Annotated in this window: 23 protein-coding genes; 20 read left to right on the top strand and 3 right to left on the bottom strand. The window is 55.5% G+C overall.

Annotated features, from left to right (window positions below):
- Positions 1-12: 12 nt before the first annotated feature.
- The 18 genes from wbpD (at position 13) to JV241A_RS06920 (ending at position 18,758) form a co-directional block, all read left to right on the top strand.
- Complete coding sequence (gene wbpD / locus JV241A_RS06835) at positions 13-603, top strand: UDP-2-acetamido-3-amino-2,3-dideoxy-D-glucuronate N-acetyltransferase (protein WP_134061689.1); 591 nt, start codon at positions 13-15, stop codon at positions 601-603.
- Positions 596-1,684 carry a DegT/DnrJ/EryC1/StrS family aminotransferase gene (locus tag JV241A_RS06840; RefSeq protein ID WP_134062049.1) on the top strand — a complete coding sequence of 363 codons (1,089 nt, stop codon included), beginning with the start codon at positions 596-598 and terminating at the stop codon, positions 1,682-1,684. The genes wbpD and JV241A_RS06840 overlap by 8 nt, the downstream gene beginning before the upstream one ends.
- Complete coding sequence (locus tag JV241A_RS06845) at positions 1,684-3,057, top strand: oligosaccharide flippase family protein (RefSeq protein ID WP_134061691.1); 1,374 nt, start codon at positions 1,684-1,686, stop codon at positions 3,055-3,057. The genes JV241A_RS06840 and JV241A_RS06845 overlap by 1 nt, the downstream gene beginning before the upstream one ends.
- Positions 3,054-4,235, top strand: coding sequence for a hypothetical protein (locus JV241A_RS06850; protein ID WP_134061693.1), 1,182 nt, complete (start codon positions 3,054-3,056; stop codon positions 4,233-4,235). The genes JV241A_RS06845 and JV241A_RS06850 overlap by 4 nt, the downstream gene beginning before the upstream one ends.
- A gap of 4 nt (positions 4,236-4,239) precedes the next feature.
- Positions 4,240-5,457: a glycosyltransferase gene (locus JV241A_RS06855; protein WP_134061695.1), complete on the top strand. Its 1,218-nt coding sequence runs from the start codon at positions 4,240-4,242 to the stop codon at positions 5,455-5,457.
- A 33-nt stretch (positions 5,458-5,490) separates the two neighbouring features.
- Positions 5,491-6,639 carry an N-acetyl sugar amidotransferase gene (locus JV241A_RS06860; RefSeq protein ID WP_134061697.1) on the top strand — a complete coding sequence of 383 codons (1,149 nt, stop codon included), beginning with the start codon at positions 5,491-5,493 and terminating at the stop codon, positions 6,637-6,639.
- Complete coding sequence (gene hisH, locus JV241A_RS06865; protein ID WP_134061699.1) at positions 6,636-7,250, top strand: imidazole glycerol phosphate synthase subunit HisH; 615 nt, start codon at positions 6,636-6,638, stop codon at positions 7,248-7,250. The genes JV241A_RS06860 and hisH overlap by 4 nt, the downstream gene beginning before the upstream one ends.
- 1 nt (position 7,251) lies before the next feature.
- Positions 7,252-8,034: an AglZ/HisF2 family acetamidino modification protein gene (locus JV241A_RS06870; RefSeq protein ID WP_134061701.1), complete on the top strand. Its 783-nt coding sequence runs from the start codon at positions 7,252-7,254 to the stop codon at positions 8,032-8,034.
- 30 nt (positions 8,035-8,064) lie between these two features.
- Positions 8,065-9,099, top strand: a complete 1,035-nt coding sequence (locus tag JV241A_RS06875) for a polysaccharide biosynthesis protein (RefSeq protein ID WP_134061703.1) — start codon at positions 8,065-8,067, stop codon at positions 9,097-9,099.
- Positions 9,100-9,102: 3 nt separating this feature from the next.
- Positions 9,103-10,215 carry a capsular polysaccharide biosynthesis protein CapF gene (locus tag JV241A_RS06880; RefSeq protein ID WP_134061705.1) on the top strand — a complete coding sequence of 371 codons (1,113 nt, stop codon included), beginning with the start codon at positions 9,103-9,105 and terminating at the stop codon, positions 10,213-10,215.
- Positions 10,216-10,241: 26 nt separating this feature from the next.
- A complete protein-coding gene (gene wecB / locus JV241A_RS06885) occupies positions 10,242-11,372 on the top strand; it encodes a UDP-N-acetylglucosamine 2-epimerase (non-hydrolyzing) (protein WP_134061707.1) in 1,131 nt (376 codons plus the stop codon).
- Between the two features lie 5 nt (positions 11,373-11,377).
- Entirely contained in the window at positions 11,378-12,598 is a 1,221-nt protein-coding gene (locus JV241A_RS06890) for a glycosyltransferase family 4 protein (RefSeq protein WP_134061709.1), read from the top strand.
- 52 nt (positions 12,599-12,650) lie between these two features.
- On the top strand, positions 12,651-13,247 hold the full coding sequence (locus JV241A_RS06895) for a sugar transferase (RefSeq protein WP_134061711.1): 597 nt from the start codon (positions 12,651-12,653) through the stop codon (positions 13,245-13,247).
- Positions 13,244-13,870: an acetyltransferase gene (locus JV241A_RS06900; protein ID WP_134061713.1), complete on the top strand. Its 627-nt coding sequence runs from the start codon at positions 13,244-13,246 to the stop codon at positions 13,868-13,870. The genes JV241A_RS06895 and JV241A_RS06900 overlap by 4 nt, the downstream gene beginning before the upstream one ends.
- A gap of 97 nt (positions 13,871-13,967) precedes the next feature.
- Positions 13,968-15,146 (top strand): DegT/DnrJ/EryC1/StrS aminotransferase family protein, encoded by a 1,179-nt coding sequence (locus JV241A_RS06905; RefSeq protein ID WP_134061715.1) that lies wholly within the window; start codon positions 13,968-13,970, stop codon positions 15,144-15,146.
- Positions 15,147-15,232: 86 nt separating this feature from the next.
- Positions 15,233-17,230, top strand: a complete 1,998-nt coding sequence (locus JV241A_RS06910; protein WP_166675660.1) for a nucleoside-diphosphate sugar epimerase/dehydratase — start codon at positions 15,233-15,235, stop codon at positions 17,228-17,230.
- Between the two features lie 260 nt (positions 17,231-17,490).
- Positions 17,491-17,811 carry a ComEA family DNA-binding protein gene (locus JV241A_RS06915; protein WP_134061717.1) on the top strand — a complete coding sequence of 107 codons (321 nt, stop codon included), beginning with the start codon at positions 17,491-17,493 and terminating at the stop codon, positions 17,809-17,811.
- A gap of 152 nt (positions 17,812-17,963) precedes the next feature.
- Entirely contained in the window at positions 17,964-18,758 is a 795-nt protein-coding gene (locus tag JV241A_RS06920; RefSeq protein ID WP_134061719.1) for an SDR family oxidoreductase, read from the top strand.
- Between the two features lie 30 nt (positions 18,759-18,788).
- Here JV241A_RS06920 and JV241A_RS06925 read toward each other — a convergent pair whose 3' ends face one another.
- Positions 18,789-18,956 carry a DUF2897 family protein gene (locus JV241A_RS06925; RefSeq protein ID WP_010224101.1) on the bottom strand — a complete coding sequence of 56 codons (168 nt, stop codon included), beginning with the start codon at positions 18,954-18,956 and terminating at the stop codon, positions 18,789-18,791.
- Between the two features lie 178 nt (positions 18,957-19,134).
- Here JV241A_RS06925 and pyrF point away from each other — a divergent pair, with 178 nt between their 5' ends.
- The gene (gene pyrF, locus JV241A_RS06930; RefSeq protein WP_115085845.1) at positions 19,135-19,836 is read left to right on the top strand and encodes an orotidine-5'-phosphate decarboxylase; all 702 of its coding nucleotides are present in this window, start codon (positions 19,135-19,137) and stop codon (positions 19,834-19,836) included.
- Here the strand turns inward: pyrF and JV241A_RS06935 are convergent.
- Positions 19,826-20,830: an NADP-dependent oxidoreductase gene (locus tag JV241A_RS06935; RefSeq protein WP_134061721.1), complete on the bottom strand. Its 1,005-nt coding sequence runs from the start codon at positions 20,828-20,830 to the stop codon at positions 19,826-19,828. The genes pyrF and JV241A_RS06935 overlap by 11 nt on opposite strands.
- Before the next feature lie 230 nt (positions 20,831-21,060).
- On the opposite strand from JV241A_RS06935, the gene JV241A_RS06940 reads away from it, so the two are divergent.
- Complete coding sequence (locus JV241A_RS06940; RefSeq protein WP_115085847.1) at positions 21,061-21,822, top strand: SDR family oxidoreductase; 762 nt, start codon at positions 21,061-21,063, stop codon at positions 21,820-21,822.
- On the opposite strand, the gene JV241A_RS06945 is transcribed toward JV241A_RS06940, so the two are convergent.
- The gene (locus JV241A_RS06945; protein ID WP_134061723.1) at positions 21,815-22,984 is read right to left on the bottom strand and encodes an MFS transporter; all 1,170 of its coding nucleotides are present in this window, start codon (positions 22,982-22,984) and stop codon (positions 21,815-21,817) included. The two genes, JV241A_RS06940 and JV241A_RS06945, sit on opposite strands and share 8 nt — an antisense overlap.
- Between the last annotated feature and the right edge of the window lie 104 nt (positions 22,985-23,088).

Consider the following 23,088-nt stretch of genomic DNA (forward strand, 5'->3'; position numbering starts at 1 on the left):
TGAGGAGGCAACATGCTATATACCCAACACCCAAGTGCAATCGTTGATCCAGGCGCCGACATCGGAGAGGGATCAAGAATCTGGCATTTTGTTCATGTTTGCGGTGGAGCAAAAATTGGTAAAGGCGTCTCCTTGGGGCAGAATGTTTTTGTCGGGAATTTGGTAGTCATTGGTGATCACTGCAAAATTCAAAATAATGTATCGGTTTATGACAATGTCACCCTGGAAGAGGGTGTGTTTTGTGGTCCAAGTATGGTCTTTACAAATGTGTACAATCCGCGTTCGCTGATTGAGCGTAAAAGCGAGTATCGGAATACATTGGTAAAAAAGGGCGCAACGCTTGGAGCGAATAGCACCGTTGTCTGTGGTGTGACAATTGGCGAGTTTGCATTCGTTGGCGCCGGGGCCGTCGTGAACAAGGATGTGCCTGCCTATGCATTGATTGTCGGTGTTCCGGCACGACAAATAGGCTGGATGAGTAAGTACGGTGAGCAGCTAGAGTTGCCTCTTCAGGGCAGTGCCGAAGCGGTGTGTGAACACACTGGTGAACGCTATGTACTCGCAGGTAACACACTTTCAGTATTGGGTCGTGGAAATGATTGAATTTATTGATTTGAAAGCTCAGCAAATTCGCATCAGAAAAGAGATAGATGCCGCTATCCATGGTGTGCTGGAGCATGGCCAATATATTCTGGGGCCAGAAGTCGATAGGCTGGAGCAAGCACTTGCTTCTTTTGTTGGAGCCAAACATTGCATCACCTGTGCCAACGGTACTGATGCATTGCAAATTGCACAAATGGCATTGGGCATAGGTGTCGGCGACGAGGTGATCACGCCTGGTTTTACCTATATTGCAACGGCTGAAACAGTTGCGCTGTTGGGTGCCAAACCTGTGTATGTGGATGTCGACCCTCGTACCTATAATCTTGACCCAGCACAGCTAGAAGCGGCGATCACGCCGCGAACAAAAGCTATCATTCCCGTCTCGTTGTACGGACAATGCGCTGACTATGATGCGATCAACCAAATCGCTTCACGGTATGGTATCCCCGTGATCGAAGATGCCGCGCAGAGTTTTGGTGCAACTTACAAAGGCGTGCGCTCCTGCAATTTGACGACGATCGCCTGTACCAGCTTTTTTCCAAGCAAACCACTAGGTTGCTATGGTGATGGTGGGGCCATTTTCACGAATGATGACGCATTGGCCACTGTTATGCGTCAAATCGCTCGCCATGGGCAAGATCGTCGTTATCACCATATCCGTGTTGGTGTAAACAGCCGTCTTGATACAATACAAGCAGCTATTCTGCTCCCGAAGTTGGCTATTTTTCAGGACGAGCTGGATGCTCGTCAGCGGGTGGCGGGCAAATATAATTCGCTGTTCAATTCCATGGGTATTAATACCACTCCTCATGTGGAATCCTACAATCTTAGTGCTTATGCGCAATACACCATCTGCGTCGAAGAGCGGGAAAGACTTCAGGAGCGCTTGAAGGTAGAGGGTATTCCTAGTGCAATCCACTATCCGATTCCATTAAACAAGCAACCGGCTGTCGCACAGCCTGACGTTTTACTGCCGGTCGGTGATGCGCTTTCGCAGCAGGTTATCAGTTTACCCATGCACCCCTACATGACGAATGAGCAAATCGAGAGCGTTGTCTCCGTGGTTGGAAGCATTCATTGATGAAGTTTCCTCTGAAGCTGGATCAGCTGTCAAAAGCGACGGGGATCTTGATGAGCGGTGCTGTTCTGGGACAGGCAATCCTGTTGCTGGCGCTACCGCTACTCACGCGCATTTACTCACCGGAAGATTTTAATACTCTGGCGGTGTACGTTGCGATTGTCGGTATTTTTGCCGGTGCGATCTGCCTTCGTTTTGATATAGCTATCTCTATTCCAGATTCAGAGGAAGAGTCACGTAAGTTGTTGCTGTTAGCGATATTTTGCGCGGCGTTGCTCTCCCTGTTGGTATCGCTTGGGGTATGGCTGGCGGGGGACGTCTTCGATATTGATTATGGTTTGGATAATGGATTGTTTGCCGCCTTGGTCGGTGTTGGCTTGTTTGCCATTGGTGCTTTCAATTCATTTCAGGTTTGGTATATAAAAAGTCGGCAATTCATGACGATATCTTTCGTCAGGTTCGCTCAAGCTCTAGTTTCGGTATTAGTTCAGATTGGAATTGGTTTGGGAGGGGCAAAGGCAGTTGGTTTGCTGATTGGTTACATAGCAAGTAGCGGTCTAGGTAGTTTTGCCTTCATGCTATCCTTTTTTAGAAGAAATGCGTTTACCGATCTTTTGTCGGTTCGCGAAATTAGAGCGCTTTTTCGACGCTATGGACGATTTCCCAAGTATAGTGCTCTTGAGTCGCTGGCTAATGAGGGGGCCTCTCAACTTCCGGTGTTGCTGATTGCATTTTTGCTTGGTGGTGCCGAAGCGGGCTTTCTCATGCTCGCGATGAGGGTGTTGCAAGCGCCTATTGGACTCGTCGGGAATGCAGTCTCCCAAGTTTATCTCTCCCGAGCGCCCGAAGCTGAAAGGAAAGGGGAGTTAGCAGGGTTTTCTCTAGAAATGCTGACGCGTTTGGCGAAAATTGGTATTGGGCCACTGATTCTTGGCGGAGTGCTGGCGCCCACCGCTTTTCCAATAATATTTGGTGAGGAATGGGCAAGAGCAGGTGAGTTGATTAGTTGGATGACGCCTTGGTTCATTCTACAGTTTTTGGTCTCACCTGTTTCCATGAGCCTGCATGTGAAAGGCCGCCAGGATGCAGCCCTGTACTTGCAGGTGTCGTCATTTTTGATTAGGGTTTTTGCGGTAGTTATATTTTATTTTCTTTCTGTAGATTTTATGGTTGAGGCGTACGCGCTGAGTGGTTTTGTTTCTTACTTTATTTACCTCGTCGTTGTGTTGAAAGTTTTGCAGGTTTCGCCAAAAGTCTTCGTTAAAAGTCTAATGCCATCCGTGCCTTTGGTCGCGGGCTGCTCTGTTCTTGCCGTGGTTTTACTTTGCGTGCTCCGCGAATTTTACAGTTTAGTAGTCATGGGCGGTGGAGTATGAGTATTTCGGTCTCGAGCAGAGTTGCATTCTGGGCGGAAGCTGTTGTTTTTACTGTGGTTCCGTTGTTCTTTTTTTATCAGGCTGCCGTACAGGCGGTTCTGTTTCAGCCGTTTCTGAAAGGTTATTTCAGTGCTGCTGTAATTGTTACGTTCCCATTGGTTTTATTTGTTTGTTGCAAGGCACTGAGGCTGTCGGATTTTACTCATAGCCTAAGCTTCGGATTTTTTTTGATCTTCATGGGTTTATTTTTTGGCTTGGCAGTAATGTCCGAGTTGTTTGGTGTTGAACCTGAGATTGCACGCTATATCCAGATTAGCTTTTTTCGGTTTGTGTTTCTGTTTTTTTTCATGTTTGCTCTGTATTTGACTAGGGCTAAATTCCAGGGTCGGTTATATTGGTTCATGTTGTTTTTTTCAGCCTATGTCATCCTTAACTCCTCGGGTGGGGGGTTCGTGCTGCCGCCCGTAAACTATGGGGGCTACTTATTCGAGTTTGACTATCAACAGGTCGCTTTTTGCTATTTGATTGTTTCGATCTTCTTACTGCCTGCCTTGAGTACGCTAAAACGATACTTTTACTATGTGCTGGTGGTGCCTGCGCTCTATCTGATTGGTGCGCGTTCGGAATTTTTTGCGTTTTTTTTGGTGGTTTCTGTTATTGAGTTGACGCGTAATTGGCAGGCTTACACGGTGGCTATGATGCTGGGGCTTTTTTCTTTGCTGGCGTTCTTGTTGTCTGTGGATGTTTCTGTTCTGAAAGATACTCGAATGTTCTCAATCTTTTTCGGCAACGAAGATCTATCCCTCGACGCTCGAAAACAATTTGCGATCGAAGCATTTGATCAAATCAACAACCATCCGTTGTTGGGGGCATTTTCCAGTCATCAGCCTGGCGAATATGCCCATAACGTTTTCGCCGTATGGGTAGATCTGGGTATCTTTGGGTTTTCGGTTTACTTGTTGATGTTGATTACACCGGTACTGTCGTTGCTGTTGCGCTGTCCTTCGTTTTACAAGGAGACGGATTGGCTGCGCGCGTTTTGTTTTTTGATAAGTTCAATTTTTCTGCTGTTTGCAGCCAAAACATACACATATGGGATGATTCCGATCGCCGTGGCTATGTACTATGCATTTAAGATTGGTTTGAAACAAAAAAATATTACGGCTGAGGTTTGCTGATTTTATGCCTATAAAAGTTCTCTATATTGATGGTGATGGCCCCATGGGGGGTGCCTCCCGCAGTTTGTATGAAGTGGTATCTCGATTTCCCGCTGATACGGTGTCATCGTACTTTGTCGCGTCTTCTGGTACTGCAACAAACTTTTATAAGCGTGTGGCTGTTGATTTGGTTGAAACGCGCGGTATGAGTAAGTTTGATAATACTCGATATGGCTACTACCGCGGTGGCCGTTGGTTGATTTTGCTTCGCGAATTTTTCTATTTCCCATTCATGTTGGTTGCGTTGTTGCGTGCCAAGAAAAAGTGGCGTTCTGTGGATGTTATTCATGTTAATGAATATGTCTACATCCTGCCGGCGTTGATTGCCAAATTGCTGTTTCGTGCACCGCTAGTGGTGCATGTTCGTGCGTTGGCACGTGTTCAGGCTGACTCGCGGCGTGTTCGACTATTAAATTTTGTCTTTTCCCGCTGGGTTGATGCTATCGTCGCGATTGATGGGAACGTCCGAGTTACGTTGCCCGCTACGCTTCCTGTGCACATCGTTAACAACTCTTTTTCACCCTCTGCTTCCAATGCTCCTACCGCTGAATTTGTTAAGAAGTTCGACGGCCTCAGAAACAACACTCTAAAGGTCGGATTTGTTGGAAACTTGCACCTGTCCAAAGGTGTATTGGAGATTGCTCAGGCTGCCAAAATTTTACGCGATGAAGGTTATCAAATAGATTTCGTCATGGTCGGCGGAGGAACGCTTGAGGATAAAGGGGCTAAAGCCTGGTTGCTCGCAAAGTTTGGCTTTGCACAAAATTTTGGTTCTGAATTGCAGTCTTTGCTCGAGCGCGATCAAATGGACGAGTGCTTTCATCTTTTTGGTCCGACTTTAGACATCAAGTATGTCTATGATCGAATTGATGTTTTGCTTTTCCCTTCTCATTTTGATGCACCTGGCCGTCCTGTTTTCGAAGCCGGATTTTCCAGTGTGCCCAGTATTGTCGCTGTCGAAAATCCTAGCGCTGATACCTTCGTTCCAAACCACACAGGGTTGGCGATTAAGGCTCGTGATGCAAATGCATTGGCAGAAGCCATAGCCTATTTTAATGACAATCCTGAAGAGCGTAAGCGGATGGGTGATAATGCAAGGCAGCTTGCTTTGCAGAATTTTACCCCTGAAACCAATGCTAAGAAATTACTTGATATCTATAGTGATTTAGTCGTATCTCGCTAGTTGATTCTATATTATGTTCGGAGGCACTGCTCGATGAGCAAAAATAACGCTGAGTACAAAATCTGTACCCGTTGCATTATGGATACCAGCGATCCTAGGATCTCATTCGATTCCACAGGGCAGTGTGAGTATTGCCAGAATTTTGATAGCGCTATTAAGCCGAGCTGGGACGTTGGCCCTCGCGGCGAAGCCGAATTAATGGCCTTGGCCGAAAAGATCAAGGCACATGGTCGAGGCAAGGACTTTGACTGCATTATTGGATTAAGTGGTGGTTTAGACAGTTCCTACGCGGCTTATATCGCCAAGGAGAAAATGGGCTTGCGGCCCCTGTTGTTCCACGTCGATGCAGGCTGGAACACGGACCAGGCAGTGGGCAACATCGAGAAGTTGGTGGATGGTCTTGGTCTTCATCTCTATACCGAAGTGGTCAATTGGGAAGAAATGAAGGATCTGCAGACGGCCTTCTTGCGCTCGCAAATCGCCGACCAGGATCTGCCTCAGGATGCTGCATTCTTCTCCGGCTTGTACAAGTTTGCCCGGGAGCACCGGATCAAGTATGTGCTGACTGGCGCCAACTACTCGACCGAATGCTGCCGTGAACCCGAAGAGTGGGGCGGCTATCCGGGTATCGACAAGACCTTGTTCAAGGATATCCACCGGCGCTTCGGTACTCGTCAGCTCAAGAGCTTCCCACTGACCGATATCCTCATTTACAAGATTCTTTACCAGCGTATCTTGGGCATGGAAGTGGTCAAGCCGTTGAACCTGGTGCCCTATATCAAGAAGGACGCTGAGGATACCCTCGAGCAGAAGTTCGGCTGGAAACGCTTCAAGCACAAGCACCATGAGTCGCGTTTCACCCGTTTCTACGAAGACTACTGGATGCCTCGTAAGTTTGGTTATGAGAAACGTCGTGCCCATTTCTCCAGCCTGATCATGACCGGCCAGATGACCCGTGACGCTGCGCTGGAGCGCATCTCCAAGCCAGAGCTGGACGAGCAGTTCCTCAAGGGCGAATTCGAGTATGTCGCCAACAAGCTGGACCTGACCGTTGAGCAGTTGCAGGAAATTTTTGAAGGCGACAACAAGACCTATCACGATTATCGCAACAAGCGCTTCCTCATTGGCGTCGGATCGCGTGTAATGAGCGCTTTGGGCTTGGAAAGAAGGCTGTTCAGATGATCACGATCATCGATTATGGATTAGGTAACATTCAGGCGTTTGTCAATGTTTACAAGCGCTTGAACATTCCCGTGAGCGTTGCCCGGCAGGCGGATGACTTGCGGGGCGCACAGCGCCTGATCCTTCCAGGGGTCGGCGCATTCGATCATGCGATGGAGCGCCTGGACGCTTCAGGCATGCGTCCTACCCTTGAGCGTATGGTGGGTGAAGAGAAGGTGCCGGTGTTGGGGATCTGCGTGGGCATGCAGATTCTCGCGGCAGCCAGCGATGAAGGCTCGTTGCCTGGGCTGGGCTGGGTCAACGGGCGGGTCAAGGCATTTGCCAGTGCCCCCGGTCTGAAGGACCTTCCGTTGCCGCACATGGGCTGGAATGATGTGCGTCCGGCGTCGGGCTCTCCGTTGTTCAAGGGTATGGAAGACGATGCCAGGTTCTATTTCCTGCACTCTTTCTACTTTGATTGCGAAGGTGCCGAAGGGGCTGCGGCTAGCGCCTCCTATGGCCATGATTTTGTCTGTGCGGTGGCGCAAGGCAATGTTTTCGGTGTTCAGTTTCACCCCGAAAAAAGCCATCACTGGGGTTCCAACCTCCTGAAGAACTTCGCGGAAATTTGACATGCTCAGGCCCAGAATTATTCCTTGCCTACTGATTCAGGATGGCGGTCTGGTAAAGACCGTCCGCTTCAAGGACCCTAAATACGTCGGCGACCCGATCAACGCAGTCAAAATCTTCAACGAGAAGGAAGCTGACGAGTTGGTGGTGCTGGATATCGACGCTTCGGTACAAGGCGCAGAGCCCAACTACCAACGTATTGCCAACCTGGCCGCCGAATGCCGCATGCCGCTTTGCTATGGTGGCGGTGTACGCACTCCCGAGCAAGCCCGCAAGATCATCAGCCTGGGTGTGGAAAAGGTTGCGATCAGTTCGGCAGCCCTGGAAAACCCGCAGCTGATCACCCAGATCGCTGAGGAAATCGGACGCCAGAGCGTGGTCGTGGTCCTTGACCACAAGCGCAGGTTGCTGGGTAGCACCCAGGATGTATGGACTCACAACGGTACCCGCAATACCAAACGCTCGGTCCTGGAGGTCGCTGCCGAGATGGCCGAGCTCGGAGCCGGGGAGATTGTCATCAATTCGATCGACAACGACGGTCGGATGAAAGGCTACGATGTCGAGCTCGCGGTTAAACTGCGCCAGACGGTCAATATCCCCATCACTATCCTTGGCGGCGGCGGATCGCTCGAGGACATGCACAAAGTGATTGCCAAGTGTGGCGTGGTGGGCGTTTCGGCAGGTAGCTTCTTTGTGTTCAAGGGGCCTTACCGCGCCGTATTGATCAGCTACCCAAGCGCGCAGCAAAAGGACGACGTCATCTACTCAGCCTTGCAATCAAACTGACAGACGCTTGCATCGAATTCAGGACTCATTATGTTCAGTGGAAAAAAACTTCTTATTTCTGGCGGCACCGGCTCTTTTGGTAATGCGGTGCTCAAGCGTTTTCTCGATACGGATATTGCAGAAATTCGCATATTCAGCCGTGATGAGAAAAAGCAGGATGACATGCGCAAGCGCTATGCCAATAGCAAGCTGAAGTTCTATATCGGCGACGTGCGTGATTATCAAAGTGTCCTGAACGCCACCCGCGGTGTTGATTATATTTTCCATGCGGCGGCGCTCAAGCAAGTGCCATCCTGCGAATTCCATCCGATGGAAGCGGTCAAGACCAACGTCATCGGCACCGAAAACCTACTCGAGGCGGCTATCCAGAACGAAGTGCGTCGGGTGGTATGCCTGAGCACCGACAAGGCGGTCTACCCCATTAATGCCATGGGGATCTCCAAGGCCATGATGGAAAAAGTCATGGTTGCCAAGTCCCGTAACGTCGATGAGCGCAAGACCGTAATCTGCGGTACACGCTACGGTAACGTGATGGCATCGCGTGGTTCGGTGATCCCGTTGTTCATCGAACAGATTCGCCAGGGTGTTCCGCTGTCGATCACTGATCCGAACATGACCCGCTTCATGATGACGCTCGCTGACGCAGTCGACTTGGTGCTGTATGCCTTCAAGCATGGCAACAGCGGCGATCTGTTCGTGCAGAAGGCGCCGGCCGCCACGGTAGAGACGCTGGCCAAAGCCCTGACCCAGATGGTGGGCAAGCCTGAGCATCCTATTCAGGTCATCGGTACCCGTCATGGCGAGAAGCTTTACGAAGCCTTGCTCAGCCGCGAAGAGATGGCCTGTGCCGAAGACATGGGCGACTATTTCCGTGTACCGCCAGATTTGCGCGATCTGAACTACAGCAAGTTTGTCGAACAAGGCGAAGAAAAGATCTCCCACACCGAAGACTACAACTCGCACAATACTCAGCGCCTGGACGTCGCCGGCATGCAGCAACTGTTGCTGAAGCTGGAATTCATGCAGGCGATCCAGCGTGGCGAGCATGCCACGCCAGAGGAGTAGTAGATGAAGGTTCTGATTACCGGCATTAACGGTTTCATTGGCAGTAACCTGGTGGCTCACCTGCGCGAGCGCAGCGATATCGAGGTATTGGGTTTTGCCCGTGGTGATGCCCCGGCGTTGTTGCAAGCCAGAGTTGCCGAAGTTGACTGCATCTTTCATCTTGCCGGTGTAAACCGTCCCCAAGACCCTGCTGAATTTGCGACCGGCAACAGTGACCTGACTCGGCAACTGTGTGATGCAGTGGTCGCCTCCGGCCGCAAAATTCCGTTGGTCTACACCTCTTCGATACAGGCCGATCGGGACAACCCCTACGGCCAGAGCAAGTTGGCAGCAGAGCAGGCGCTGGATGAACTGGCCGGACAGCATGGCTGCCCGGTCTATGTCTTCCGTTTGCCCAATGTGTTTGGTAAATGGGCACGGCCCAACTACAACTCTGCCGTTGCCACGTTCTGCCATAACATCGCCCATGATCTGCCTATCCAGATTCACGATGAGTCGGCAGCGCTCACCCTGGTGTATGTTGACGATGTCGTTCGCCACTTCCTGGCGATCATGGATGGTCAGGTATCAGCACCAGGCAAGGTCGATGTCGAGCCGGTGTATGCCACCACTGTGGGGGCTGTTGCCGAGCAGATCCGCGCATTTCGTGCCAGCCGCGCGACGTTGATCACCGAGCCGGTCGGAACCGGTCTGGTGCGGGCGCTTTACTCCACCTACCTGAGCTACCTGCCGCCGGCATCGTTCACCTACGAGGTACCCAAGTACGGCGACCCTCGCGGTGTGTTCGTGGAAATGCTGAAAACCCCGGATGCCGGGCAGTTCTCCTATTTCACCGCACACCCGGGAATTACCCGTGGTGGCCATTATCACCATTCGAAAACCGAAAAATTTCTGGTGATCAAAGGCAAGGCCAACTTCCGCTTCCGTCACATCGTGTCCGGCGAGTTCTATGAACTCGAGACCACAGGCGAGACGCCGACCATTGTCGAGACGGTGCCTGGCTGGACTCACGACATCACCAACATTGGTGATGACGAAATGATCGTGATGCTTTGGGCAAATGAAATTTTTGACCGTGAACATCCGGATACTTACGCGCTGCCGTTGTGCCCGTGAGCGAGATGATTCAGGGAGAGAACTTGATGAAAAAAATGAAAGTCGTCACCGTCGTCGGTACCCGTCCGGAAATCATTCGTCTGTCGCGCGTCATGGCTGCACTGGACGAGCATTGTGAGCATGTGCTGGTGCACACCGGCCAGAACTACGATTATGAGCTCAATGAGATCTTCTTCCAGGATCTGGGTATTCGCAAACCCGACCACTTCCTCAACGCAGCTGGTGCCTCCGGCGCGGAAACCATTGGCAATGTGATCATTGCCGTCGATCGCGTGCTGGCTGAGGTCGAGCCCGAGGCACTGCTGGTGCTGGGGGACACTAACAGCTGCATGGCCGTCATTCCGGCCAAGCGCCGCAAGATTCCGACTTTCCACATGGAAGCGGGCAATCGCTGCTTTGACATGCGTGTGCCTGAAGAGATCAACCGGCGAATTGTCGACCATACTGCCGACATCAACCTGACCTATAGCACCATCGCCCGGGATTACCTGCTTCGCGAGGGGCTTTCTCCTGACATGGTGATCAAGACTGGTAGCCCGATGTTCGAAGTGCTTTCGCACTATCGGCCGCGCATCGATGCCTCGGATGTCCTTGAGCGCCTTGGCCTGCAGGAAGGTCAGTTCTTCGTGGTGAGCGCTCACCGTGAGGAAAACATCGAAGCCGACAAAAACTTCCTCAAACTGGTTGACGTTCTCAACACGGTTGCCGAGCAGTTCGATTTGCCGGTAATCGTGTCCACCCATCCGCGCACGCAAAAGCGTGTCGATGCCCTGGGTGTCACCTTCCATGCCAACGTCCGTCTGCTCAAGCCCTTGGGCTTTACCGACTACAACAAATTGCAGTTGTCGTCCAAGGCGGCATTGTCGGACAGCGGCACGATCAACGAAGAGTCGTCGATCCTCAACTTCCCGGCGCTGAACCTGCGTGAAGCCCATGAGCGGCCGGAAGGGATGGAAGAGGCTGCAGTGATGATGACCGGCCTGGAAGTAGAGCGTGTGTTGCAAGGCTTGCGGTTGATCGAAAGCCAGGCTCGTGGCGCGGCGCGCAACTTCCGTCTGGTTGAAGACTACAGCATGCCGAATGTCTCCGAGAAGGTCGTGCGGATCATTCACAGTTACCGTGATTACGTCATGCGCACCGTCTGGAGAAGGTACTAATCGGGATGGCCACTCGTGTTCTATTGCTGACTCAGTGGTTTGATCCTGAACCGACATTCAAGGGACTGGTTTTTGCTCGGGAGTTAGTCGCGCAGGGATTTGAAGTTGAAGTCGTCACTGGGTTTCCCAACTATCCCGGCGGCAAGCTTTATCCGGGATACCGGATAAAGCTCATTCAGCGTGAAGTCATTGATGGCGTCACGGTAACGCGCGTACCGCTATACCCGAGTCACGGGCAAAGTGGTATTGGTCGCGTGCTCAATTACATCAGTTTTGCTGCCAGCAGCCTGCTCTACGGGCTGTTTGGGGCAAAGAAACCCGATGTCATATACGCCTACCATCCGCCACTGACCGTTGGTATCGCCGCGGCCTTCATTCGCCTGCTGCGGCGTGTGCCGGTGGTCTATGACATTCAGGATATGTGGCCGGACACGCTCAGGGCGACGGGGATGTTTTCCAATGAGAAAGCGCTCAGGATCGTTGCCCGTGTGTGTGACTGGGTTTACAAACGGGTCGATCAGATTGTCGTCTTGTCGCCGGGTTTCAAGCGCCTGTTGATCGAGCGCGGCGTCCCCGCGCAGAAGATCGACGTGATTTATAACTGGTGCGCCGAAGACGTGGTACGGGCGCCGGATGCCGAGCGGCCTGACAACTTCCCTGATGACTCGCGGTTCAGGATTTTGTTCGCTGGAAATATGGGTAAGGCGCAAGCGCTGCAAGCAGTCATCGGTGCAGCTGAATTGCTCAAGTCTCGAGCACCCGGACTGATGTTCGTCTTTCTCGGTGGTGGGGTAGAGGTCACGCGCCTGCAGGAAATGGCGGCGGCCAGGCAACTGGATAACGTGACTTTCCTACCCGGTGTACCGATGGCCGAGGTGGGGGCCTATCTTGCCCATGCCGATGCGTTGATGGTGCACCTGAAGAAAGACCCATTGTTCACCATTACCATCCCATCCAAGACCCAGGCCTATATGGCTGCCGGAAAGCCTGTGCTGATGGCGGTGGATGGTGATGCAGCGGATCTGGTCGCTGCCGCTGGCTGTGGTGTGGTCGGCGAATGGGAAAATCCGGAGTCTCTTGCCGAGGCGGCGATGACACTGATGCAGCTCACACCTGAGGCGCGCCTGGAAATGGGCAAAAAGGGTTACGACTATTACCAGCAAAAGCTCTCTTTGCGGGTCGGCGTCGAGCGATTCGGTGCGCACTTCCAGCGGTTGTCGAAGTAACCGGCATGAGGTTGGAGTTGGCAAGCGGTATACCCATGGTTAGGGATTTCTCATGTTAAAACGTTGTTTCGATATCCTCGCCGCAAGCGCAGGGCTCATTGTCCTTTCGCCGGTGATCGCGGTGGTTGCCTACCTGATTCGCAAGCGACTCGGTTCCCCGGTGCTTTTTCGCCAGGTCAGGCCGGGGCTGGACGGCAAGCCCTTCGAAATGGTCAAGTTCCGTACCATGCGCGATGCCCATGATGCCCAGGGAAACCCGTTGCCTGATGCACAGCGGATGACGTCCTTTGGCAGTTTCCTTCGCTCCAGCAGTCTGGATGAGTTGCCCGAGCTTTGGAATGTGATTAAAGGTGACATGAGCCTGGTCGGTCCCCGTCCACTGCTGATGGAATATCTGCCGCTGTATGACGCCGAACAGTTGCGCCGCCATGACGCCCGTCCCGGGGTCACCGGTTGGGCGCAGATCAATGGGCGCAATGCATTGTCATGGGAAGACAAATTCAATCTGGATGTCTGGTACGTTGATAACCAGTCATTATGGCTCGATATCAAGATCATTTTTCTGACAATCAAGAAGGTACTGGTCAGGGACGGTATCAGTGGTGAAGGGGAAGTCACCATGTCCAAGTTTACCGGATCAAAGAAATGAAAGTGTTGGCGATCCTTGGCGCGAGTGGCCATGGCAAGGTAGTTGCTGACACCGCCGAATGCTGCGGTTGGGACGTTATCGAATTCTTCGATGATGCCTGGCCGGGGGTAACCAGCAATGGTGCTTGGCCGGTGGTCGGCAGCAGTGCCGACCTGCTTGCCCGGATACATGACTTTCAGGGGGTGCTGGTGGCGATCGGCAATAATACAATTCGCCAGCGGAAACTGGCTGAATTGAAGGCTGCGGGGGCGTCATTGCCGGTTCTCCAGCATCCGGCCTCGGTAGTCAGCCGTTATGCGACCCTGGGGGCGGCAACCGTGGTGTTCGCCAATGCCGTGGTAAACGCCTACGCGACCCTTGGAGAGGGTTGCATCGTCAACACCGGCAGCAGTATTGATCACGACTGCGTTCTCGGCGATTGCGTACATGTCTGCCCTGGCTCCAGGTTGGCGGGCATGGTCAAAGTTGGGGATTTGAGCTGGATAGGCATTGGTGCTTGCGTTCGCCAGGTGCTGGAGATTGGTTCCAGTGTGGTAGTTGGTGCCGGCGCCGCTGTAGTCTGTAATATCTCTGATAACATGACCGTAGCAGGGGTACCTGCACGAGTTCTAGTTCGCACCTGAGACACTTTGAGTACATGGACGTTCAGGGCACATCTTGCCAAGTGGCCCGTTGAATTGCCGACAGCCCCTTTTCAATTCCGGATAGCAGGTAAACGCTGTGTTGAATACCCCTTTTTCTCCTTGGCCTTCCTTTACCGAAGCAGAGGCCGAGGCAGTTCGTAATGTGGTGCTTTCCAATAAGGTCAACTATTGGACAGGGCAGGAATGCCGCGAGTTTGAAAAGTCATTCGCCGCTTGGGCCGGAACCGAATATGCGATCGCCTTGGCGAACGGCACCGTAGCCCTCGACTTGGCATTGCACGCGCTGAATATTGGCACGGGTGACGAAGTCATTGTTACCCCACGAACTTTTCTCGCTTCGGTATCGAGTATTGTCAACGCCGGTGCGGTGCCGGTGTTTGCCGATGTCGACCGCGACACCCAGAACATCACCGCCGAAACCATTGCAGCGGTGCTGACCCCCCGTACCCGCGGCATCATCTGTGTCCATCTGGCCGGCTGGCCGTGTGATATGGACCCGATCATGGCGCTGGCAGCCAAGCACGATCTGAAGGTCATCGAAGACTGCGCCCAGGCGCATGGCGCGCACTACAAAGGCCGCCCGGTAGGTTCGATCGGTCATGTCGGCGCCTGGTCGTTCTGCCAGGACAAGATCATGACCACGGGCGGCGAGGGTGGCATGGTCACCACCAATGATCGTGATCTGTGGAAAACCATGTGGGCATTCAAGGACCATGGCAAGAGCTGGGATGCGGTTTACGAGCGTGAGCATGCTCCGGGCTTTCGCTGGTTGCATGAGAGTTTCGGTACCAACTGGCGGATGCTGGAGGTGCAGGGTGCAATTGGCCGCATCCAGCTGGAGCGGATGCCGCAATGGCAGGCTGCCCGCCTGAACAACGCGCAGAAGATCTGGCGTTGCGCCGAAACCCTGGACGGGTTGCGCGTACCCGCCGTCCCTGCGGAGATCACCCACGCCGCTTACAAGTGTTATGTGTTCGTCGAGCCTCAGGCCTTGGCTGAAGGCTGGACCCGTGATCGAATCATTGCCGAGATTGTCGCGCGTGGCGTGCCATGTTTCGCCGGATCCTGCTCTGAGGTGTATCTGGAGAAAGCCTTTGACAATACTGGTTGGCGTCCGGCCGTACGCCTGTCCGTAGCGCAAGAGCTGGGAGAGACCAGTGTTATGTTCCTGGTGCATCCGACCTTGACGGACGCGGAACTGGAGCAGACCTGCTCGGCGCTGCAAGCGGTCATGGCACTGGCAGTAAAAAAATAAGCCATTCATCCGTCCAGTCACGGCCAATGGAAGGTTCAGTTCAAGTAATACGCGTATTCAGGGGAATGTGGTGAGGTTCACTAAGGATGATTGACAGTTTTCGTAATTGGCTATTGAGCCTGCCTCGCCGGCAGAAGCGGCTGATTCAGGTAACGACAGATACGCTGTTGGTCTGGGGTGCATTGTGGTTGGCCTTCGTGGTGCGTTTGGGCATCGACGAAATGGCGAATCCGGTCCTCGAACATCCTTGGCTGTTTTTCATTGCGCCGGTTATTTCCATTCCCCTGTTCATTCGCTTTGGCATGTATCGGGCAGTGATGCGCTACTTCGGCAACGACGCCCTGATCGCGATCATTAAAGCGGTGAGCCTGTCGGCCCTGATACTGGGTGTGGTGGTGTACTGGTACAGCAACCATCAGAATGTCGTGCCCCGTTCGATCATCTTCAACTACTGGTGGTTGAGTCTGATCATGGTGGGCGGCTTGCGCCTTGGTATGCGTCAGTACTTTCTCGGCGACTGGTTCACGGCGGCTCAGCATGTTCCGTTTACCAGTCGTGATGATGGTCTGCCCAAGGTCGCCATCTATGGCGCGGGCGCTGCTGGCAACCAGCTGGTGGCCGCCTTGCGCATGGGCAAGGTCATGCGCCCGGTGGCGTTCATCGACGACGACAGCAGTATTGCTGATCGAGTGATCTCTGGCCTTCAGGTCTATAAGCCCCGGCACATTCAACGCATGATCGATGTAACCGGTGCCCAGGAAGTGCTGCTGGCAATTCCTTCAGCTCCGCGCGGACGGCGGCGGGAAATTCTCGGCTACCTCGAAGCGTTTCCGTTGCATGTTCGCAGTGTGCCGGGGTTCATGGACCTGGCCAGCGGGCGAGTGAAGGTCGACGACATCCAGGAAGTCGACATCGCCGACCTGCTAGGGCGAGATGCGGTACCGGCCCAGGCGGATCTGCTTGAACGGTGCATTGTTGGCCAATCGGTGCTGGTGACCGGTGCGGGTGGTTCAATCGGATCGGAATTGTGCCGGCAGATTCTCGGCCTCGGTCCGAAAACACTGATCCTGTTCGAACACAGTGAGTTCAACCTCTACAGTATCCTCTCCGAGCTGGAGCAGCGGGTTTCCCGGGAGTCGCTTTCGACGCGTCTCTTGCCGATCCTTGGCTCGGTGCGTAATCAGCCCCAGCTACTCGACATCATGAAGACCTGGCGGGTCGAGACGGTGTACCACGCCGCAGCCTACAAGCATGTGCCCATGGTCGAGCACAATATTGCCGAAGGCGTGTTGAACAACGTAATCGGTACACTTAATACTGCCCAGGCTGCTTTGCAGGCAGGCGTTTCAAATTTTGTCCTTATCTCGACGGACAAGGCAGTGCGTCCGACCAATGTGATGGGCAGTACCAAGCGTCTTGCCGAAATGACGCTGCAGGCGTTGAGCCGAGAGGTGGCCCCGGTGCTGTTTGGCGACGCGAGCAATGTCTCGCAAGTCAACAAGACCCGGTTCACCATGGTTCGCTTTGGCAATGTGCTGGGGTCTTCCGGCTCGGTAATCCCGTTGTTTCACAAGCAAATCAAGGCTGGAGGCCCACTGACGGTCACCCATCCGAAAATCACCCGTTACTTCATGACCATTCCCGAAGCCGCGCAACTGGTCATCCAGGCCGGTTCGATGGGGCAAGGGGGCGATGTCTTCGTTCTGGACATGGGCGAGCCGGTCAGGATCGTCGAACTGGCAGAAAAAATGATCCATCTCTCGGGCCTGAGTGTCCGCTCGGAACGCAATCCCCACGGTGATATCGCCATCGAATTCTCTGGCCTGCGACCGGGCGAGAAACTCTATGAAGAGTTGTTGATTGGTGACAATGTGGTTGCCACGCGGCATCCGATGATCATGAGTGCGCAGGAAGACTACCTGTCCTGGGATGTCCTCAAAGAGCGGCTCAACCAGTTTCTAGAAGCAGTTTCCGGGGATGACTACAACCGCGTACGGCAATTGTTGCGAGAAACGGTGAGCGGCTACGCGCCAGATGGCGAAATTGTTGACTGGATCCACCAGCAGCGTCGCCTCGATCCTTGATCGATGAATCAAGAGGCAGATCGTTATCCGATCTGCCTCTTTTTAATATCTGCTTGCACTCCCATCCTCTCTTCGCATCGCACTTGCAGTCCGCCCGACCCGCTCTAATCACTGCATTGTCGGTGTTGTCCCAGGTTACTGTCTGATTTGGTAATGAATCCTCAAGTCGAGGGTGTTTGACTCCCTCCGCGTTCGGGCTAGGTTTCAGGAGCAGCCAAGGAAAAGCTGCCTTTGTAATCTATCTCCAAGGAGTCTCAACCATGCGCAACACCGTTCTCTCCTTCCTTCTGCTCCCCCTGTTTGCCTGTGCTTCCTTTACCTTGAGCGCTGCCCCTGCGGCCGATCCAAACGTCACGCCGATCAAGGTCTTGATGCAACCAGCCGCCAAGCTGGACTTGAACCAGGCAGACGCGGCTACGTTACAAGCCGGTCTCATAGGGATCGGCAAGGCCAAGGCCGAAGCGATAATCACCTATCGCCAAGAACATGGTGCCTTCACCTCGGTAGACGAACTGCTGGAAATCAAAGGAATAGGCAAGGCTTTGCTGGACCGCAATCGCGACAAGCTCACAATCAACTGATTTTCGCAGCCAGTAAACAGGGCCGGTCTTTGACCGGCTTTTTCATGGGGCAGGGCCATTGGTCGGTTCAGTTTGAATAAATATTACGGTGGTAATATTTTGCTTGAGCACTACCTGTTCCTGTCTCAGGTAGATCTTCGGAGATCACCGCAATGTCAGTTATTTCGGCAGTACCCACCGCCCTTGTCACAGGGGCTTCTTCCGGCATCGGCGCGGTGTACGCCGAGCGTCTGGCCGCCCGCGGGCACGATCTGTTGCTGGTTGCACGGGACCGTCAGCGTCTCGAAGCCCTGGCGAGCGACCTCCAGGCGCGTCACGGTATCAATGTCGAGGTATTGGCCGCAGACCTCGCCCAGGCAAACGATCTGGCCCGGGTCGAGCAGCGCCTGCGCGACGATGAGCAGATCGGCGTGCTGGTCAACAACGCCGGGATCGCCCTGCATGGCACCTTGGCTGAGGCTACGCCGGCGCAGATCGAGTCGCTCGTTGCGTTGAACATCGTGGCTGTGACCCGCCTGGCTGCTGCGGCAGCTGACCGGTTTTCCGGGGCAGGTCGCGGCACAATCATCAACATCGCCTCGGTCGTGGCTTTGGCGCCAGAGATGTTCAATGCGGTCTACAGCGCGAGCAAGGCGTACGTCCTGAGCCTCAGCCAGACGCTGCATGGTGAGCTGAAAGATAAAGGGGTGCAGGTCCAGGTCGTGCTGCCCGGGGTCACCCGTACGGAAATCTTCGAGCGCTCCGGCCTTGATGTAACCCAAATCGACCCGCAGATGGTGATGGAAGTAGGGGAGATGGTTGACGCTGCGCTCAGCGGTCTGGACCAGAAAGAACTGGTGACTATTCCTTCACTGCCGCAGGCGACGGATTGGCAGGCTTATATCAAGGCCCGGGATGCTCTGGGGCCAAATCTGTCGCGCAGTTCGGCGGCGGCGCGCTACAAGTAAGGCCGCGTTACGCCAAGTCGTGTAAACGGCTCAGCGGTCCTGCGCATCCTTGGCATCCATCTCGGCATTGCGCTCATGCACACGTTTAAGCTGCTCCTCGGTCAGGGGCAGCTTTTTCGCGGTATCACGCAATAGCATCAGGCCACCGACGATGGAGCCGATTGCGAGCACCAGAATCAACCAGGCGTACCAGGGCATGTAGTTCTCCTTCGGGCGGGGAATGACGCCGCTCCTGTTCGTTGGAGCCAAAGCATCATTCATTGGTTCAATTATAGGGGGCGGCCCGTTTGGCGGCCATTTCGCGATCATCGGCCCCCCACGGGCCGCCGCTTCGTTTACAATGCGCGCCGTTCAAGACTTGCCAAGAGACCCGCCCATGTCCGCCTGCCAGACGCCCATCATCGTCGCCCTGGATTTCCCTACCCGTGACGCCGCCCTGAAGCTGGCCGATCAGCTCGATCCTGCCCTGTGCCGGGTCAAGGTCGGCAAGGAGCTGTTCACCAGCAGCGCATCGGGCATTGTCGAAACCCTGGTCGAGAAGGGCTTCGAAGTGTTCCTCGACCTGAAATTCCACGATATCCCCAACACCACCGCCATGGCCGTCAAGGCCGCCGCGGAGATGGGCGTGTGGATGGTCAACGTGCATTGCTCCGGTGGCCTGCGCATGATGGCGGCCTGCCGTGAGGTGCTGGCCCAGCGCAGCGGCCCGCAGCCGTTGCTGATCGGCGTGACCGTGCTGACCAGCATGGAGCGTGAAGACCTGGCCGGCATCGGCCTGGATATCGAGCCGCAAGAGCAGGTGCTGCGCCTGGCGGCACTGGCCGAGAAGGCCGGCATGGACGGGCTGGTGTGCTCGGCGCTGGAAGCGCCGGCACTGAAGGCTGCGCACCCGTCGCTGCAACTGGTCACCCCGGGGATCCGCCCGGCCGGCAGCGCCCAGGACGACCAGCGTCGCATCCTGACCCCGCGCCAGGCCCTGGATGCCGGCTCCGACTACTTGGTGATCGGTCGTCCGATCAGCCAGGCTGCCGATCCCGCCCAGGCGCTGGCGGCGGTGGTCGCCGAGATCAGGGCTTAAGCACCAGCTTGCCGAAATTTTCCCCGCTGAACAGCTTCAACAGTGTCTCGGGGAAAGTTTCCAGCCCTTCGACCACGTCTTCCTTGCTCTTCACCTTGCCGGTTGCCAGCCAGCCGGCGATCTCTTGCGCCGCCTTGCCATAGTTGGCGGCATGGTCCATCACTACAAAGCCTTCCATGCGCGCACGGTTGACCAGCAGTGACAGGTAGTTGGCCGGGCCTTTGACCGCCTGCTTGTTGTTGTACTGGCTGATGGCGCCGCAAATGACTACCCGCGACTTGAAGTTAAGGCGACTGAGCACGGCGTCGAGAATGTCGCCGCCGACGTTGTCGAAGTAGACATCGACCCCTTTCGGGCACTCGCGCTTGAGGCCTTGCAGGACATCTTCGGCCTTGTAGTCGATGACCCCGTCAAAGCCCAGGTCATCCTTGAGGTACTGGCACTTCTCGGCGCCGCCGGCGATACCCACCACGCGACAACCCTTGAGCTTGGCGATCTGCCCGGCAATGCTGCCGACGGCGCCCGCGGCACCGGAGATCACCACGGTTTCTCCTTCTTTGGGTGCACCAACCTCGAGCAGGGCGAAGTAGGCGGTCATGCCGGTCATGCCGAGGGCGGACAGGTAACGCGGCAGCGGCGCCAGTTTCGGATCGATCTTGTAGAAGCCCTGGGGCTCGCCGACGAAATAGTCCTGGATGCCCAGTGCGCCGTTGACGTGATCGCCGACGGCATAGCCCGGGTGTTTCGAGGCAACCACCTCGCCGACGCCCAGGGCGCGCATCACCTGGCCGAGGCCCACCGGCGGGATGTACGACTTGCCTTCGTTCATCCAGCCGCGCATGGCCGGGTCCAGTGACAGATAGAGGTTCTTCACCAGAATCTGACCTTCAACCGGTTCGGCCACCGGCACCTGTTCATAGCTGAAGTCGTCGCGGGTGACGGCGCCGGTCGGGCGTTTGGCGAGGAGGAAGCGGCGGTTGGTCTGGGCAGTCATGGCAAGGCTCTCGTTTGAAGGGCAATGCTTGTTGATAGACCCTGATTGGCCAGTCGGCAAGGTTTACCCGCTTGGCGAATGCACGGTAATCCACTGCGCTGATTGATCCTGGCCAACACAATCACCCACGCCGATAGTGCTTCAACCGGCGCCCTGATGATGCTGCCCAACGCCGCGGATCGCTGCCTAGACTCCTGATCACTGACCTCACTTTGTTGCAGGAGCTAGCGATGAGCATGAGTTTTTCCGGCCAGGTTGCCCTGGTCACCGGTGGTGCTGCGGGGATTGGCCGGGCGACGGCACTGGCATTTGCCGCCGAGGGTTTGAAAGTGGTGGTGGCCGACCTTGATGCCGCCGGTGGCGAAGGCACGGTCGAGCTGATCCGCAATAACGGCGGCGAGGCCTTGTTCGTCAGCTGCAACGTCACCCGCGAGGCGGATGTGCGGCAGCTGATGGGGCGCACGGTCGAGGCCTACGGGCGTCTGGATTACGCCTTCAACAACGCCGGTATCGAGATCGAGCAGGGCCGCCTGGCCGAAGGCAGCGAGGCTGAGTTCGACGCGATCATGGGCGTCAACGTCAAGGGTGTGTGGTTGTGCATGAAGTACCAGTTGCCATTGATGCTGGCCCAGGGTGGCGGCGCCATCGTCAATACGGCATCGGTGGCTGGTCTTGGGGCCGCGCCGAAGATGAGTATCTACAGCGCTTCCAAGCATGCGGTGATCGGCCTGAGCAAATCGGCGGCCATCGAGTACGCCAAGAAGAAGATCCGTGTTAACGCCGTGTGCCCGGCGGTGATCGACACCGACATGTTCCGCCGCGCCTATGAGGCTGACCCGCGCAAGGCTGAATTCGCCGCAGCCATGCACCCGGTCGGGCGTATTGGCAAGGTCGAGGAAATTGCCAGTGCCGTGCTTTACCTGTGCAGCGATGGCGCTGCGTTCACCACCGGCCAGGCCCTGGCAGTCGATGGCGGCGCCACGGCTATTTGACGGTTGCCAGCGTCGGCACGGCAAGCGCCTTGTGGCTGCGTGCCAGGGCCAGGCCAACCAGCAGGCAACCGGCCAGCAGCACCAGGCCGAATAGCAGCAGGGCGGTGCCCGGGCCGAGGCGGTCGACCAACAGCCCGGTGAGGATCACCGGCAGGCTGAAGCCCATGTAGGCCAAGAGGAAGAAGCCGGCGCTGGCGCGGGTTTTTTCCTCACCGGCCAAGGTGTTCACCGCCGACAATCCACCCAGGTACACAAAGCCATAGCAGGCGCTGCTGGCGGCGATGGTGCCCAGCAGCACCGCCGCCAGCGCGCCGCTGTCCGCGCCCCAGGCCAGCAGCGCATAGCTGCAGGGCAATATCACCAGGCCAATGGCCGTGGCGCGCACCGGTGCCAGGCGCTTGGCCAGTGGCTGGAACAGTAATCCGCAGCTGATCACGCAAAAAGTCGAAACCCCCGACCAACTGGCCAGGCCATGCTGTTTGAGGATCGACGGCAGCAAGGCGATCACCAGGCCGACACAGGCCCAGGCCAGCAGGATCGCCAGGCCATAGGGCAGGCTGCCGGTTGGGTAGTAGGGCAGGCGCAACAGGGCGGCGGGATTGTCCAGGCGCCGGTCGGGCAGCTGCCATACCGCCAGCATCGCCAGGCAGGCCAGCGCTAAATGCAGGTAAAAACTGCCCGGTGTCAGGCTTGGACCACTGAGCAGGAACAGGCTGGTCAGCGCCGCACCCAGGCCGAAACCCAGCGAGGTGCTGGCTGTGACCCAGGTGGCGGCGTGACGGTTGTCGCCGCTGTGCATCAGTTCGCTCATGTAGGCGGTGCCGGTGGCCGACGCCAGTGCGGTGCCGATGCCGAGCAGCAGGCGCGCCAGGCCCAGGGTTTCAAGGCCAGGGGCCAACAGCATCAACAGGGTGGCGAACATCGACAAGGCCAGGGCGACGAGGATCAGCGGGCGACGCCCGACCCGATCGGCCAGGCCGCCAAGCAACAGCAACACCGGAATCACCCCCAGTACATACCCGGAGAACGCCATTGCCGTGGCCCCGGCGCCATAACCGGAAAGCTCGGCGTAAGCGGTGTACAGCGGTGCCTGCAGGTTGACCGCAAAGGTGATCAGGCACAGGGCAAAAGCCAGTAGGGCAGGGTGGCGCTGGGTGGGCATGGTCGGCTCCTTGTCGATGGGCCGACTATCCGGTGATCAGCAGGGCCTCACAAGGCACACTGGCAAGGGTTTTGTGATTAACTGTTCGGACAAAATCTGCGAAC

It is taken from the genome of Pseudomonas sp. JV241A (assembly GCF_900275665.1).
GTDB classification, from domain to species: Bacteria; Pseudomonadota; Gammaproteobacteria; order Pseudomonadales; family Pseudomonadaceae; genus Aquipseudomonas; species Aquipseudomonas wadenswilerensis.

What these genes read in the sequence shown, in the direction of transcription:
- wbpD (WP_134061689.1), top strand. Translation starts at nt 13, where the DNA reads ATGCTATATACCCAACACCCAAGTGCAATCGTTGATCCAGGCGCCGAC.
- JV241A_RS06840 (WP_134062049.1), top strand. Translation starts at nt 596, where the DNA reads ATGATTGAATTTATTGATTTGAAAGCTCAGCAAATTCGCATCAGAAAA.
- JV241A_RS06845 (WP_134061691.1), top strand. Translation starts at nt 1,684, where the DNA reads ATGAAGTTTCCTCTGAAGCTGGATCAGCTGTCAAAAGCGACGGGGATC.
- JV241A_RS06850 (WP_134061693.1), top strand. Translation starts at nt 3,054, where the DNA reads ATGAGTATTTCGGTCTCGAGCAGAGTTGCATTCTGGGCGGAAGCTGTT.
- JV241A_RS06855 (WP_134061695.1), top strand. Translation starts at nt 4,240, where the DNA reads ATGCCTATAAAAGTTCTCTATATTGATGGTGATGGCCCCATGGGGGGT.
- JV241A_RS06860 (WP_134061697.1), top strand. Translation starts at nt 5,491, where the DNA reads ATGAGCAAAAATAACGCTGAGTACAAAATCTGTACCCGTTGCATTATG.
- hisH (WP_134061699.1), top strand. Translation starts at nt 6,636, where the DNA reads ATGATCACGATCATCGATTATGGATTAGGTAACATTCAGGCGTTTGTC.
- JV241A_RS06870 (WP_134061701.1), top strand. Translation starts at nt 7,252, where the DNA reads ATGCTCAGGCCCAGAATTATTCCTTGCCTACTGATTCAGGATGGCGGT.
- JV241A_RS06875 (WP_134061703.1), top strand. Translation starts at nt 8,065, where the DNA reads ATGTTCAGTGGAAAAAAACTTCTTATTTCTGGCGGCACCGGCTCTTTT.
- JV241A_RS06880 (WP_134061705.1), top strand. Translation starts at nt 9,103, where the DNA reads ATGAAGGTTCTGATTACCGGCATTAACGGTTTCATTGGCAGTAACCTG.
- wecB (WP_134061707.1), top strand. Translation starts at nt 10,242, where the DNA reads ATGAAAAAAATGAAAGTCGTCACCGTCGTCGGTACCCGTCCGGAAATC.
- JV241A_RS06890 (WP_134061709.1), top strand. Translation starts at nt 11,378, where the DNA reads ATGGCCACTCGTGTTCTATTGCTGACTCAGTGGTTTGATCCTGAACCG.
- JV241A_RS06895 (WP_134061711.1), top strand. Translation starts at nt 12,651, where the DNA reads ATGTTAAAACGTTGTTTCGATATCCTCGCCGCAAGCGCAGGGCTCATT.
- JV241A_RS06900 (WP_134061713.1), top strand. Translation starts at nt 13,244, where the DNA reads ATGAAAGTGTTGGCGATCCTTGGCGCGAGTGGCCATGGCAAGGTAGTT.
- JV241A_RS06910 (WP_166675660.1), top strand. Translation starts at nt 15,233, where the DNA reads ATGATTGACAGTTTTCGTAATTGGCTATTGAGCCTGCCTCGCCGGCAG.
- JV241A_RS06915 (WP_134061717.1), top strand. Translation starts at nt 17,491, where the DNA reads ATGCGCAACACCGTTCTCTCCTTCCTTCTGCTCCCCCTGTTTGCCTGT.
- JV241A_RS06920 (WP_134061719.1), top strand. Translation starts at nt 17,964, where the DNA reads ATGTCAGTTATTTCGGCAGTACCCACCGCCCTTGTCACAGGGGCTTCT.
- JV241A_RS06925 (WP_010224101.1), bottom strand. Translation starts at nt 18,956, where the DNA reads ATGCCCTGGTACGCCTGGTTGATTCTGGTGCTCGCAATCGGCTCCATC.
- pyrF (WP_115085845.1), top strand. Translation starts at nt 19,135, where the DNA reads ATGTCCGCCTGCCAGACGCCCATCATCGTCGCCCTGGATTTCCCTACC.
- JV241A_RS06935 (WP_134061721.1), bottom strand. Translation starts at nt 20,830, where the DNA reads ATGACTGCCCAGACCAACCGCCGCTTCCTCCTCGCCAAACGCCCGACC.
- JV241A_RS06940 (WP_115085847.1), top strand. Translation starts at nt 21,061, where the DNA reads ATGAGCATGAGTTTTTCCGGCCAGGTTGCCCTGGTCACCGGTGGTGCT.
- JV241A_RS06945 (WP_134061723.1), bottom strand. Translation starts at nt 22,984, where the DNA reads ATGCCCACCCAGCGCCACCCTGCCCTACTGGCTTTTGCCCTGTGCCTG.